This is a genomic window from Achromobacter sp. UBA2119, assembly GCF_002331005.1.
Lineage (GTDB): Bacteria > Pseudomonadota > Gammaproteobacteria > Burkholderiales > Burkholderiaceae_B > Achromobacter > Achromobacter animicus.
The window spans coordinates 204,217-216,341 of record NZ_DCYD01000017.1 but is presented as its reverse complement, the minus strand read 5'-3'; the positions used below and the strand labels follow the sequence as shown (position 1 = coordinate 216,341).

Annotated in this window: 14 protein-coding genes; 4 read left to right on the top strand and 10 right to left on the bottom strand. The window is 66.3% G+C overall.

The window, feature by feature from the left end; genetic code table 11:
• The first annotated feature begins 122 nt into the window (after window positions 1-122).
• A complete protein-coding gene (locus tag B3098_RS20105) occupies window positions 123-920 on the top strand; it encodes an AraC family transcriptional regulator (protein ID WP_286898648.1) in 798 nt (265 codons plus the stop codon).
• A 50-nt stretch (window positions 921-970) separates the two neighbouring features.
• On the opposite strand, the gene B3098_RS29070 is transcribed toward B3098_RS20105, so the two are convergent.
• From B3098_RS29070 to B3098_RS20090, 3 genes are all read right to left on the bottom strand, one after another.
• A complete protein-coding gene (locus B3098_RS29070) occupies window positions 971-1,147 on the bottom strand; it encodes a hypothetical protein (protein ID WP_341767674.1) in 177 nt (58 codons plus the stop codon).
• Between the two features lie 286 nt (window positions 1,148-1,433).
• On the bottom strand, window positions 1,434-1,934 hold the full coding sequence (locus B3098_RS20095) for a hypothetical protein (protein WP_175121850.1): 501 nt from the start codon (window positions 1,932-1,934) through the stop codon (window positions 1,434-1,436).
• A 165-nt stretch (window positions 1,935-2,099) separates the two neighbouring features.
• The gene (locus B3098_RS20090; RefSeq protein ID WP_286898645.1) at window positions 2,100-2,981 is read right to left on the bottom strand and encodes a LysR substrate-binding domain-containing protein; all 882 of its coding nucleotides are present in this window, start codon (window positions 2,979-2,981) and stop codon (window positions 2,100-2,102) included.
• Window positions 2,982-3,137: 156 nt separating this feature from the next.
• On the opposite strand from B3098_RS20090, the gene B3098_RS20085 reads away from it, so the two are divergent.
• Window positions 3,138-4,091 carry a tripartite tricarboxylate transporter substrate binding protein gene (locus B3098_RS20085; RefSeq protein WP_286898644.1) on the top strand — a complete coding sequence of 318 codons (954 nt, stop codon included), beginning with the start codon at window positions 3,138-3,140 and terminating at the stop codon, window positions 4,089-4,091.
• A gap of 17 nt (window positions 4,092-4,108) precedes the next feature.
• A complete protein-coding gene (locus B3098_RS20080; RefSeq protein WP_286898643.1) occupies window positions 4,109-5,482 on the top strand; it encodes an amidase in 1,374 nt (457 codons plus the stop codon).
• 113 nt (window positions 5,483-5,595) lie between these two features.
• Here B3098_RS20080 and B3098_RS20075 read toward each other — a convergent pair whose 3' ends face one another.
• Together B3098_RS20075 and B3098_RS20070 are read right to left on the bottom strand one after the other, a co-directional pair.
• A complete protein-coding gene (locus B3098_RS20075; protein ID WP_286898642.1) occupies window positions 5,596-6,747 on the bottom strand; it encodes an NADH:flavin oxidoreductase in 1,152 nt (383 codons plus the stop codon).
• Between the two features lies 1 nt (window position 6,748).
• Window positions 6,749-7,144: a RidA family protein gene (locus tag B3098_RS20070; protein ID WP_286898641.1), complete on the bottom strand. Its 396-nt coding sequence runs from the start codon at window positions 7,142-7,144 to the stop codon at window positions 6,749-6,751.
• Window positions 7,145-7,289: 145 nt separating this feature from the next.
• Here B3098_RS20070 and B3098_RS20065 point away from each other — a divergent pair, with 145 nt between their 5' ends.
• Complete coding sequence (locus tag B3098_RS20065; RefSeq protein ID WP_286898640.1) at window positions 7,290-8,168, top strand: LysR substrate-binding domain-containing protein; 879 nt, start codon at window positions 7,290-7,292, stop codon at window positions 8,166-8,168.
• Window positions 8,169-8,222: 54 nt separating this feature from the next.
• On the opposite strand, the gene B3098_RS20060 is transcribed toward B3098_RS20065, so the two are convergent.
• The 5 genes from B3098_RS20060 to B3098_RS20040 form a co-directional block, all read right to left on the bottom strand.
• Window positions 8,223-9,278: an RNA methyltransferase gene (locus tag B3098_RS20060; RefSeq protein WP_286898639.1), complete on the bottom strand. Its 1,056-nt coding sequence runs from the start codon at window positions 9,276-9,278 to the stop codon at window positions 8,223-8,225.
• A gap of 12 nt (window positions 9,279-9,290) precedes the next feature.
• Window positions 9,291-10,406, bottom strand: a complete 1,116-nt coding sequence (locus B3098_RS20055; RefSeq protein WP_286898638.1) for a GGDEF domain-containing protein — start codon at window positions 10,404-10,406, stop codon at window positions 9,291-9,293.
• A 185-nt stretch (window positions 10,407-10,591) separates the two neighbouring features.
• Window positions 10,592-11,311: a peptide-methionine (S)-S-oxide reductase MsrA gene (gene msrA / locus B3098_RS20050; protein WP_286898637.1), complete on the bottom strand. Its 720-nt coding sequence runs from the start codon at window positions 11,309-11,311 to the stop codon at window positions 10,592-10,594.
• 33 nt (window positions 11,312-11,344) lie between these two features.
• Complete coding sequence (gene msrB, locus B3098_RS20045; RefSeq protein WP_175136734.1) at window positions 11,345-11,854, bottom strand: peptide-methionine (R)-S-oxide reductase MsrB; 510 nt, start codon at window positions 11,852-11,854, stop codon at window positions 11,345-11,347.
• Between the two features lie 60 nt (window positions 11,855-11,914).
• A complete protein-coding gene (locus B3098_RS20040) occupies window positions 11,915-12,121 on the bottom strand; it encodes a pentapeptide MXKDX repeat protein (protein ID WP_349677765.1) in 207 nt (68 codons plus the stop codon).
• Between the last annotated feature and the right edge of the window lie 4 nt (window positions 12,122-12,125).

The window sequence follows — 12,125 nt, the reverse complement described above, 5'->3', positions numbered from 1 at the left end:
GACAACGGAAACCACGTGCCCGCGCCGGGCTTGCATGAAAACGGCCGCGCGCCGATACTGGCCCAACGCCCAATCTTGCCGTTGCCGGGCAACGCCCAGCGCACCACACGCCCGCAATCCCCATGTCGCGTTCCGTCCCGCTTTCCTCCAAACAGGACCTCATCGCCCAGACAGGTTTCGCTCTGGCGGCCAGCCGGCAGCCGCGTTATGCATTCCATTGGCATGAGCACGACTGCGCCATGCTGCTTTGGCCGCGGGCCGGCGCCCTGGACAGCGCCTGGCGGGACGAGGCGGGCGCGCGCCGCCGCTGCCGGCTGGTGCGGGGCCAGGCGTTGCTGCTGCCGTCCCATGTCGAGCACAGCACGCGCGCCGAGAGCATCTCGCAACAGCACGGCGAACTCTATCTGGCTCCGGAATTGCTTCGGGCCTGCCGGGCGGGGGGCGTGCTGCAATTGGATGGCGCGGCGCAGGCCATGCTGGATGCGCTCTGGAAGCCGGCATTGTCGGCGTCGGCGTTGCCGATGCTGGTGGAGGCATTGATCACCCAACTGGATGCGACGCACCGGATCCACGGTCAGATCATTACGCCGCAGGCGCCGCTACCGCTGGCGCGGCAATGGCTGGAACTGTTGCGCGAGCGGCTGGAAGTGGGGCAGCCGTTGCCGGCGATCGCCGATTCGGCCAGCGTGCTCGGCGCCACCACCCGTACGCTGCAGCGCGCCTGCATGGAGACCTATGGGCAGTCTCCGATTTCATTGCGCCGCATGGTCCTGGCGCAGGCCGCGCGCCAGCGGCTTGCGATGGGCGAACCGGCGGCAAGAGTCAGCGCCGAACTGGGTTTTTCCAGCAGCGGCCACCTGGGCCGGCTGCTGCGCGCGGTCGATCCTTCATCAGAAACCGGCATCGCCACGCAATCCTGAACGGGCAGGCAGCGGGGCGGCGCGAACCCGGTTTGCGACACGGACGCGGCCTACCAGTTGACGCGCGCCGTCAGCGTGATGTTGCGCTCGTCGCCGTAATAGCAGGTGTAGGGGCACGCGGCCACGTAGGTCTTGTTGGCCAGGTTCTTTACGTTCAGCGCGAACTGCCACTTGTCCAGTTGATAGCGCACCGCGGCGTCATACGTGGTGTACGACGGTATCGGCATTTCGTTGATTTCCTGGCCCGGCTGACTGCCGGGCACCGGACGCAGGATGTAGCCGCCATTCGGCTGTGGTCTATGGCGCCCGGCCGGACCTCGGCCCCACCGGTTATGGCGAAGACAGCACAGCGCGTCGCGGGGCTGGAGAATTCCGGCACCGTGAAAAATGAGAATCATCCGCATTCTAAGAGAAGCCGCGATGTGACGACAAGCGGCAGCTCACTACCCGGCAGCCGCCCGCCTGAGCACGCTGTGGCGCGTGCTCGGGCGGAGTTTGCACAGGCCGGGAATATCAGCTCTGCCTGGCGAAGCCGCCCGCTGCCCATTCCGACGCCCGCTGCACGTTGAGCTTGTACGTCGGCGGCACGCGGATCTGCGCGAGCTGATCGCCGAATTCGTCGTAGGCGCTGAGCGTGGCATAGGGCTCGTCCTCGTCGGGCACGATGTCCAGCTTGATGGTCAGGCGACCTTCGTCGGTGTCGATCTTCACGCTTTTGTGCAGCGTGGCGTGCAATTGCTGCTCGTGGCGGCGCAGGACTTCGTTGGCCGTCTTGACCAGGGTGTGGAAGGCCGGCGCGTCGAGCGGCTTGGGGTTCTTCTTGTCGCGGCCCATGGTCCACGGGCCAACCAGCGCGGGCTCGGCCTGTCCGTCCAGCGTCATTTCGACGGCCCAGCCGTCGTCGTCTTCGTTCTTGATGACGCGCGCGGTCCAGCCGTCGTCGCGCCAGAGCCTGGCTTCCTGTTCCTTGGGCGCGTCGGAAATATCGGTGTCCGGCGTGGAAGTATCGTTCACTGCGGTACTGCTCCTGGATTCGTTGATGCGCGGCGATGACGCCGCGGGCCTTGAGGGCGACCCAGCACTGTAGCCTACTGCGCGGGCGAGACGGGGCGCACGGGTGGCAAGGTTGTCCACCCAAGCTGGCGCCGCGCTGCGAGTGGGGCGATACGCCTTGTGGGGTCAGATCGCGCAGGACGCCGCCCAGGCGCGAAACTGCGTGAGTTCGGGCGACGGCCTGCGGTAGTCCTCCGGCGGCAGCACGAAGTAATAGCTTTGCGCGCCCAGATCCACGGTCAGGCCGAACGGCGCAACCAGCCGGCCTTCGTCCAGTTCCTTTTGCACCAGCGGCTTTTGCGCAATGGCCACGCCATAGCCTTCCAACGCGGCCTCGTACGCCAGCGCGGACGACTCGTAGCGCAAACCGCGCGATACATCGATCTCTGTCAGGCCGGCCGCCCGCAGCCAGATCTCCCAATAGTCGGGCCGGGCCAGCGTATGCAGCAGGATCTCGCCTTTCAGGTCGGCGGGCGTGCGCAGCCGGGCGCATTTGTCGGGGATGCAGACCGGCAGCAATTCATTGACCATCAGCTTGTAGCTGACAAGGCTCCGCCAGCGCCCATCGCCCATGCAGATGCCGGCGTCGACTTCCTCGCGCTCGAAATCCGGCGGGTCCACGGCGGTGTGGAGCTTGACGTCGATGTCGGGATATTGGCGGTGAAATCCGGAAAGGCGCGGAAGCAGCCAGCGCATGGCCACGCTGTGCGGCGCCTTGATGACGAACTGGCGCCGACGCGAGCGCTCGCCCAATTCGGACGTGGCGCGCTGCAGCCCGCCGAACAGCCGCGCGATATCGGCGTGATACCCCGCGCCCATGGTGGTCAGCACGATGCGGCGGTGCTGGCGCAGGAACAGGCGGAGCCCCAGGTGTTCCTCCAGCAGGCGGATCTGCCGGCTGACGGCGGCGGGCGTCACGCTGAGTTCCTCGGCCGCGCTGGTGATGCTGCCCAGGCGGCCGACGACCTCGAAACAGCGCAGCGCATTGAGCGGAGGCAGGGCGGTCATCGCGGCGGTTCGGTTAACAAAAAGTTAAGTGTGCCATAGATAAAGTCGTTTGAACCCCGCCCCGCAAGCGCCCAAGATGGCACGGCCGCCTGACTTCGCGGCCAAGAACAGCACAAGGGGAAATTCATGTTCAGAACGTTGGTTCGACGGATTGGAATGGCCGCCCTCTGCGGCGCCGCGGCGCTGGCCGGAACCGCGGCGGCGGCCGACTATCCGCAGCGGCCCGTCAGCATCGTGGTGCCGACCACGCGCGGCGGCACCGCCGACATCCTTGCCCGCCTCATCGGCCCGCGGCTTGCGCAGCGCTGGGGCCAGGCCGTCGTGGTGGAGAACAAGCCGGGCGCGGGCACCCTCATCGGCGCCGACTACGTGGGCCGCGCCAAGCCCGATGGCTACACCTTGATGCTGACCTTCAACGAACTGGCCACGCTGCCCGCCCTGAATCCGAATGCCAAGCTGGATGTCGAAAATGGCCTGGCGCGCATCGGCAAGATCGGCAGCCTGCCGGTCCTGGTCCTGACCCGGCCCGGCATCGACGATACCGATCTGGCCACGCTGATCAAACGCTTTCGCGCCGAACCGGGCAAATACACCTACGCGTCCAACGGCTCGGGATCGTCGCTGCAACTGTTCACCGAGATCTTCAAACGCGAAGCCGGCGTAGACGTGATGCACGTGCCTTACCGGGGCGCGCTCGAGGCCTCGATGGCCGCAATCGGTGGCGAAGTCGATCTGCTGGTGCAGTTTGCGTCGGGCAACGTCATCAACCATGTGAAGGGCGGCAAGCTCAATGCCTACGCCGTGGCGTCGCCGCAGCGCCTGGAAGCCTTGCCCGCCGTGCCCGATGCGCCCGAGGCCGGCTTGCCAGGCCTGCGGCTGGAGGCCTGGTACGGACTGTTTGCGCCCGCCGGCCTTCCCGACGACATCAAGCTGAAGATCAACCGCGACCTGAACGAGGTGCTGGCCGAACCCGCGATCCAGGAGCGCTTAAAGGGCATCAACCTGCTGGTGCAGCCGGGGACGCCGGCCGAATTCGATACGTTCTTCCGCGCCGAATATGCCCGATGGAGCGCATTGATTCGGACCCTCGGCATCAAAAGCAGCGAATAAGCCTACCGGAGCCACACTTGACCTACGATCCCAGCACCCACACCGCGCTGACGTTTCATGACGCCCGCGCCAACTTTGCCGACCGCCGCGACACGCCACGGGACTACCTGGAACGCTGCCTGGAGGTGATCGCCACGCGGGAGGGCCAGCTCAAGGGCTGGGTCGTCCTGAACGAAGCGGGCGCGCGCGCCGCGGCCGACGCCAGCGCCCAGCGCTACCGAGACGGCCGTCCGCTTTCGGCAATCGACGGCATGCCCGTTGGCATCAAGGACCTGATCGAAACGCGCGACATGCCGACGCAGATGGGCTGCGCCGCCTTTGACGGCAACTTCCCCAAGAACGACAGCGCCGTCGTGCGCGCGTTGCGCGATGCCGGCGCGATCATTCTGGGCAAGACGGTCACCACGGCGCTGGGGTTTCTCGACCCAGGTCCGACGACCAATCCGTTCGATCCCCGCCGCACGCCGGGCGGCTCGTCCAGCGGGTCGGCCGCCGTCGTGGGCGCCAATATGGTTCCCCTGGCCATCGGCTCGCAGCTCGTAGGCTCCGTTCTGCGGCCCGCCAGCTACAACGGCAACTGGGCCTTGAAGCCGACGTTCGGCGCGCTCAATCGCGGCGAGCGGCTGGGGCTGAGCCAGGCCCATATCGGCATCCACGCCAATTCTGTCGAGGACATGTGGACGGCGGCCGCCGAAATCGCCCAGCGCGCGGGCGGCGACCCGGGACATCCGGGCCTGTATGGTCCGCTGCATCCGCCGGCGGCCCAAAAGCCCACGCGGCTGGTCGCGCTGGAAACCGAGGGTTGGGCGCGCGCGGAACCGAATGCCCGCGCGGCGTTCGAGGCAAGCCTGGACAAGCTGTCCGGGCAGGGCGTGACGATCCTCCGGCGCGGCGATTCGCTGCTGGTCGACGCGCTGGAGCGCGCCATCTCGCAAGCGGCGCCGCTGTCGCTGCGGCTCATCTCGTGGGAGCAGCGCTGGTCGCTGGCCAATCTGGTGGCTAACCATCCGAACACGCTGGGTCCCAGCCTGGTGCGGCAACTGGAGAGCGGGCGCGGCATGACCCTGGCCGAGTACCGCGAATGCCTGCTGCTGCGCGAACACGCGCGCCAGTGCCTGGCGGCCCTGGCCACGCAGTGCGATGCGCTCGTCAGCCTGAATGCCTGCGGCGCGGCGCCCATCGCGGCGGACATCCGCGACAGCAAATACCCGACGGGCGACGTTTCCTTTGCGTGCGCGTCGTCACTGCTGGGCGCGCCCGCGATCAACGTGCCGCTGATGGCCGTCGATGGCTTGCCGCTGGGGTTGCAGGTGATGGGGATGGCGCATGGCGATGCCGCGATAACTGCCATCGGGACGTGGATCCATCAGTCCTTGCGGCCTGCGCGCTGAGCCGCTGCCGGCGGGGCCGGGTCGGCGCGGCAAACAGACCCGGCCGGCGTGAGCGATTGGTCACGCCGACCTGTCTCGCCGATTAATCGCGTCCACGGGTTCTCGCCGGCTGATCACGCAGCCTGAGCCTGCGCGCGATGGCGGACCGCGTTGTCCAGGTCGGCAATCGGCGCAAGCAGGCCCCGGTCGAATTCCTCCTGCGGCTGGCCAGTGCGCAGTCTGGACGGCCAGTCGGCGTGCGTGAGCGCGCCGCGTCCCAATGAAACGAAGTCCGCCTCCTGCCGGGCGATCAGGGCTTCGGCCCGCGTGGCGTCATGCAACGAACCATTGGCCAGCACCGGCACCGGGACATGCTTGCGCGCCAGCGCCGCCAGGCTTGGACCGTCCTCGCCGAATGCGGGGCGCCAGGCCTCGAACTCGGTGGTGTGCAGGTAATCGATGGGCTGCGTGCCCAACGTGCTGAAGATCCGCGCGGCCTCGTCCTGGCCGCCCGTCCACTTGTGGGTGAAGTCGTTGACCTTGCCCTGCGAACTGCGCACGCCCACGACAAAGCCCGCTGTCGTCGACTGCCGCACCGCCTGGATCACGTCCAAGGTCAGACGCAGGCGGTTTTCCACGCTGCCGCCGTAGCGATCTTCGCGCAGGTTGGTGTGGGCAGTGAGGAACTGATCAAGCAGATAGCCGTTGGCGCCGTGTATCTCCACGCCGTCGAATCCCGCCGCCTGCGCCCGGCGCGCCGCCTGCGCAAAGCCGTCGACCGCCTCGGCAATCTCATCGATCGTCATCGCTTCCGGCATCCGGTAAGGCCCTTGGCCGCGGTAGAAGGTCATCTGCTGTCCCGCCGGCTGCACGGCCGAAGGTCCCTTGGTCCGGGACCGATGCGGATTTCCCTGCGACAGCGCGCCCGCATGCATCAGCTGCGCAATGATGCGTCCACCCCGCGCATGCACACGGTCCACCACGGGTCGCCATGCCTCACGCTGCGCATCGTCCGCCAGACCGGGCTGGAAGAGGTAGCCCTGCGCATGCGCCTTGTCCGTATAGATGCCTTCGGTGATCACCAGGCCAAAGCCGCCAGCGGCGAAAGCCTCGTAGTAGTCGGCCATCTGCGCCGTAGCTCGGCCGTCCGCCGTGGCGCTGACGCGTGTCATGGGCGCGACGGCCAGCCGGTTGGGCAGGTTCAGCGCGCCCACGCGCAGCGGCGTGAACAGCATGGCGGGAAGCGTCGGCGCGTCGGTCTGCAGACGATTGTCGAGCGTGGTCATGTCACTTGCCCTCCGGTTGGCGGACCGCCGCGATGGCTTCGATCTCGATCATCGCGGCCGGATCGTACAGGGCCTTGATCTCGGCAATGGTGTCGGCCGGGTAGGGCGCCGAGAAGAACTTGCGGCGCAGCGCCACCACGTCGTCGAAATGCCCCATATCGGTGACAAAGATCGTGACCTTGATGACGTCTTTCAAGCTGGAACCGCCGGCTTCCAGTGCGCGGCGCAGGTTCTGGAAGGCTTGCTCGCCTTGCGCCAGAAAGCCGCCGTCCACGATCCTCCCGTCGTCGGCGGCGCCTGCCTGACCCGAAATGAAGAGCAGATTGCCGAACTGGATGCCTTGCGACAGCAGGAAAGGCGCGTAGTTGTCGGGCTGGGTGATGACTTGTTTGAGCATGATGCGAATTCCTTCATCTATGGCCGGCGGGGTTGGAGGAATGAGATGCCGGCGAGTGAAGACAATGTAGAGCGGTGTCGAACCGGTGACAAAGGTTCGTTTGTCAGCTATAAGACGAGAAAAATTCATCCATAGGCAACCGCCCATGCAACGCCGATCCCTTCCGCTGTCTGCGCTGCGCGCCTTCGAAGCCGCCGCCCGTCTGGGCAGCTTCAAGGCCGCCGCCGAGGAACTTGCCGTCACCCCGACTGCCGTCAGTCATCAGATCCGCGCGCTTGAAGCCGGGACGGGTCTCGCGCTTTTCGATCGCCAGGTGCGCAAGGTCACGTTGACCGAAACCGGGTCGCAGCTGTATCCCGTGCTGCGCGACGGCTTCGACAAGTTCGAGGCGACCTTGGCGCGGCTGACGCAACAGCGCACGCGGGCGCAGGTCAGCATCTCGGCCACCAATGCCTTTACCGTGAAGTGGCTGGTGCCGCGCATGGCCGATTTCCGCCGCCAGCATCCCGACATCGACCTGCAATTGCAGGCGAGCGACGACCTTGTCGATCTGCGCTCGTCCTTGGTTGATATCGCGATCCGGTATGGGCGGGGTCCGTATCCCGGGCTGGTGACGCAGCCGTTGTTCACCGATCGATTCGGACCGGTCGCCAATCCGCGCCTGGGGGTTGTCTCGCCGGACGATCTGGCGCGGGTGCCGCTGATCCGCTTCGACTGGAAACGCGCGCAACCCGAGAATCCGACGTGGGAGCGCTGGTTTGCGGTGGCCGGGCGTCCGCTGCCGCCCGAGGCCGGGCAGTTGCGGTTTTCAGATGAAGGGCACGCCATACAGGCGGCGGTGGCGGGGCACGGGATTGCGTTGGTCAGCCTGGCGCTGGTGGACGATGAGCTGCGGGCAGGGCATCTGGTGCAGCCGTTCGGGCCCGAGATCGAGGGGCATACGTATCACCTGGCGATGTTTGGGGAGCGGGACGCGTCGGTGGCCGTGCAGGCGGTGGCGGGGTGGCTGCGGGCGCAGGTGTGAAGGCCCCTTTCCGGCCTGACTTGCGTGGAGCGTGTCGCAGGCGCGCGCAAGGATTTATGTTGCGCGGGCAACTGACGCCGGCTTGCGGCGCAGTTCAACCACCTGCGCCGCGCCGACTGCACGCGCGCGCAACTGGCCACAGCCGCCGTCCACGTCCTGCCCGGCGCTGTTTCTGACCTTGGCCAGCACGCCACGGCCGTGCAGATGGCGGACGATCTCGCGGATGCGCTCGGCATCAGGGCGCTGGTAGTCATCGCCCTCGAGGCTATTGAACGGGATGACGTTCAGGACGCCGTACTTGCCCTTGAGCAGGCGTACGACGGCATCGAGTTCGTCGTCGCCGTCGTTGATGCCCTTGAGCAGCGTCCATTGATACTGGATTGGGTAATCCGTATCGCGAGCGTATTGCTCGCCCAGATCAATCAGGGCTTCGGGCGTGATTTTCGGCGCGCGCGGCAGCAGGTGGGCGCGCAGGTCGGCCTTGGTCGTGTGCAGCGACAGCGCCAGCGCCGGTTTGACGCGTTGTTTCGGCAGGGCGTCGAACACCCGCTGATCGCCCACGGTCGAGAACACGAGGTTCTTGTGGCCGATATTGCCTTCCGTGCCGAGCAGGTCGATGGCTTCGAGCACGTTGTCCAGGTTGTGCGCGGGTTCGCCCATGCCCATGAAGACAACCTTCTTCACCGCACGCTGACGCCGCGCCAGCACGACCTGGGCAAGGATTTCCATGCTCGTGACCTGGCGGATCAGCCCGCTCTTGCCGGTCATGCAGAAGCGGCAGCCGACCGCACAGCCAACCTGCGTGGAAACGCAAAGCCCATCGCGCGGCAACAGCACGCTTTCCACCATCTGCCCGTCGGCCAGTTCGACAAGCAATCGCGAGCCGTCGCTGCCCGCGTGTTCGGAGCGGATCCGGGCAAGACCGTCCAGTTCCGCCGTCACCTCGGGGATGGCGTCACGTAGAGCCAGAGGCAGGAAGTGTTCGGCGCTACGCCGCCGGGTCCCGGTGTCGAGCGCTTGCCCGTTCAGCCAGACGCGCACGACCCGCCCACGGTGAACGGGCAGGGCGCCAAGAGCGGTGAGGCGATCGGTGAAGTCGGAAAAGCGCATGGGGGGCGGATTTTACTCTGCCTCGACCCGGTTCCGGCCCGCCCGCTTGGCTTGATACAGTTTGGCGTCAGCCCGCCGATACATGACCTCCCAGGACTCGGCGCGATCCGTGTGCGCCACGCCCGCGCTGATCGTGACTGGCGCTTCGTCGCTCGGATCCCGCACGCTCTGTTCAACGGCTGCGCGCAGGCGTTCCGCGCAGCGCAGGGCCTCGGGCGGCTCGGTGGCCGGCAGGAAGATGCCGAATTCCTCGCCGCCAATGCGCCCGAGCACGTCGTGCTTGCGCACCGCGTCGTTAAGGGCCTTGGCCACTTGCTTGAGCACGTTGTCTCCGCTTTGGTGGCCATGCAGGTCGTTGATGCGTTTGAAGTTGTCGACATCGCAGACGATGAGCGCCATCGCCGCGTTGCCATTCGATATGAGCGATCGGACGCGCGCTTCGAAGCCCCGCCGGTTGTAGACGCCGGTCAGCCAATCGTTGTCGCCTTCCTTGCGGACCTCGTCAATGGCGTCGGCGGCGATCGCAACCAGCAGCGTGAGCGCCAGCGCGACGCTGAATATCGCAAGCGAAAGCTGCAACATCTGCCAAAACGGCGAGTCGGCAAAGGCAAGGGCGCCTTGTGGCGCCAGCGTCCCCATACTCAGCAGTGTGCGCGGAAGAAAATGCAGGCCGAAAAGCAACACCACAAAGAAAAGCGCCTTGTCGACCGGACGCTGACGCGAAGATCGCCGCATGCGCCACGCGGCAAAGCAGAACAGCAATCCGAAGCCCGCATTCAGCACATAAACGCGGACGAGCAGGTTGCGATCGATGTAGAAGAAGTACCAGAGCGCGCCCATGATGGCCGCCGCATACAGGCCAAATGCGGCCCAGGGCACGCGAATGCGTGCGCGTTCGAGAACGCCCTGCACCACCAGACATCCTGCAGCCGTGTATAGAAAACCCGAGACGAGCGCATTGAGACCCGTGTCGCGGGGCACGTACAGGACTTGTGAAATCGCCCCACAGGCAAATGTCATACAGCCTGCGGCAAGGTGCAGCAGGAAGCGTTTGCGTTGGAAGAAGAACCAGATGCCCAGGAAGGTAAGTCCGAAGATCAGCAGCAGTGCTGGCGCGATCAATGACAACGTCACTCGGACTTGCGAACCTACCATCGGGGCCTCGGGCGAAGCGGCGGCGCGTCTTGCGCGCGGGCCAAATTTCGAGAGTTAACGGTGTCCGGGGGCCGCCCACCGCAGGCCGCCCTCCGTATCCCAAAGTGGCTGAAGTTTACGATAGGGCCGGCCCGGGGCGCCTGCGCTTCCCCCCAGCGCTATCTGTCCTTCGCGATCACCAGCACCGGCTTGTCCCGCCATGCATCCGGAAACGTCTTCGCCAGGTTCTCCACCTTGGGCACATCGTTGATCACGATGTACATGCTGTTCGGATTGCGCACCAGATAGTCCTGGTGATAGTCCTCGGCCGGATAAAACGCCTGCAGCGGTTCGATGGTGGTTGCCAGCGGCTTCGGATACACCCCCGCTTTGTTCAACTGCGCGATATAGGCTTCGGCCACTTTGCGCTGGCTGTCGTTGGCGGGAAACACGGCGGATCGGTATTGCGTGCCGTGATCCGGCCCCTGGCGGTTGAGCTGGGTGGGGTCATGCGCGACCGAGAAATAAATCTGCAGCAGTTGTCCGTAGCTGACCTGTTTGGGGTCGTAGGTGATTTCCACCGCTTCCGCATGGCCGGTCCGCCCGCTGCTGACGGCGTTGTAGTTGGCGGTGTTGGCCCGGCCGCCGGCGTAGCCCGAGACGGCGTTGCTGACGCCCTTGACGTGTTGAAACACGGCTTGCACGCCCCAGAAGCAGCCGCCGGCGATGACGGCTTTCTCCTGCGTAGCGGGTGCCGCGGAAGCATTTGCGGGCTGCTCCGCAGCGGGCGGGGGGATGACGAAGGCGCGTTCGGCGGCGGGGGCGGCGGTCGAGGCGATCAGGCCGCCCGCGGTGGCAAGCGCGGCGCAGAGACGGCGGAGGGTGGGGGGCTTGGACATGATGTCGGGTCCTTGTAGCGATGCGGTGGCGGATCAGGCTTGCGGGGCGAAGGTCATGGCCACGCCGTTCATGCAGTAGCGCAGGCCGGTGGGTCGGGGGCCGTCGTCGAATACGTGCCCCAGGTGGCCGCCGCAGTTGGCACAATGCACGGCGGTGCGGGTCATCCCGAAGCTGCGGTCGCGGGTCTCGCCGACGGCGCCGGGCAGGGGCTGCCAAAAGCTGGGCCAGCCGGTGCCGCTATCGAACTTGGTGGACGACGAGAACAAGGGGTGTTCGCAGCCCGCGCAGGCGAAGGTGCCGTTGCGGTGTTCGTCGTTGAGCGGGCTTGAGTACGGCCGTTCCGTGCCGTCGCGGCGCAGCACCTGGTATTGCTCGCGCGTCAGGCGCTCTTGCCATTGGGCGTCGGTGAGGGTGTAGGGAAAGCTGGCCGCGGGCGTGGCGGCTTGTGCCGGGCCGCTGCGCGTGACCAGCAGCGGGGCGATGCCCACGGCGGCTGCCGCGGCGCCGCCCAGGCCAAGGAAATGTCTGCGTGTGAGGTTCATGGCGAGTTCCGTGCGAATGGTTCGAGCCGGGGGCCGGCGGGCGCGGCCCCGGCGCGAGCGTTACTTCTGCATGCCGTCCTTGCTCATCCCGTCCTTGGACATGCCGCCTTTCGACATGCCGTCCTTCTTCATGCCGTCCTGCGCCGGCGCTTCCTTCGACATGCCGCTTTTGCTCATGCCTTCCTTGCCCATGGTGTCGGCAGCGTAAGCGGCCGTGACGCCGAGGGCCAGGCACACAGACAAAGCGGCGGTGGTGAGTTTGTTCATGATG

Excerpts from the sequence above, each read along its gene's own strand:
- B3098_RS20085 (WP_286898644.1), top strand. The coding sequence starts at position 3,138 with ATGGCCGCCCTCTGCGGCGCCGCGGCGCTGGCCGGAACCGCGGCGGCG.
- B3098_RS20075 (WP_286898642.1), bottom strand. The coding sequence starts at position 6,747 with ATGACCACGCTCGACAATCGTCTGCAGACCGACGCGCCGACGCTTCCC.
- B3098_RS20105 (WP_286898648.1), top strand. The coding sequence starts at position 123 with ATGTCGCGTTCCGTCCCGCTTTCCTCCAAACAGGACCTCATCGCCCAG.
- msrB (WP_175136734.1), bottom strand. The coding sequence starts at position 11,854 with ATGAACCTCACACGCAGACATTTCCTTGGCCTGGGCGGCGCCGCGGCA.
- B3098_RS20040 (WP_349677765.1), bottom strand. The coding sequence starts at position 12,121 with ATGAACAAACTCACCACCGCCGCTTTGTCTGTGTGCCTGGCCCTCGGC.
- B3098_RS20065 (WP_286898640.1), top strand. The coding sequence starts at position 7,290 with ATGCAACGCCGATCCCTTCCGCTGTCTGCGCTGCGCGCCTTCGAAGCC.
- msrA (WP_286898637.1), bottom strand. The coding sequence starts at position 11,311 with ATGTCCAAGCCCCCCACCCTCCGCCGTCTCTGCGCCGCGCTTGCCACC.
- B3098_RS20090 (WP_286898645.1), bottom strand. The coding sequence starts at position 2,981 with ATGACCGCCCTGCCTCCGCTCAATGCGCTGCGCTGTTTCGAGGTCGTC.
- B3098_RS20060 (WP_286898639.1), bottom strand. The coding sequence starts at position 9,278 with ATGCGCTTTTCCGACTTCACCGATCGCCTCACCGCTCTTGGCGCCCTG.
- B3098_RS20070 (WP_286898641.1), bottom strand. The coding sequence starts at position 7,144 with ATGCTCAAACAAGTCATCACCCAGCCCGACAACTACGCGCCTTTCCTG.
- B3098_RS29070 (WP_341767674.1), bottom strand. The coding sequence starts at position 1,147 with ATGCCGATACCGTCGTACACCACGTATGACGCCGCGGTGCGCTATCAA.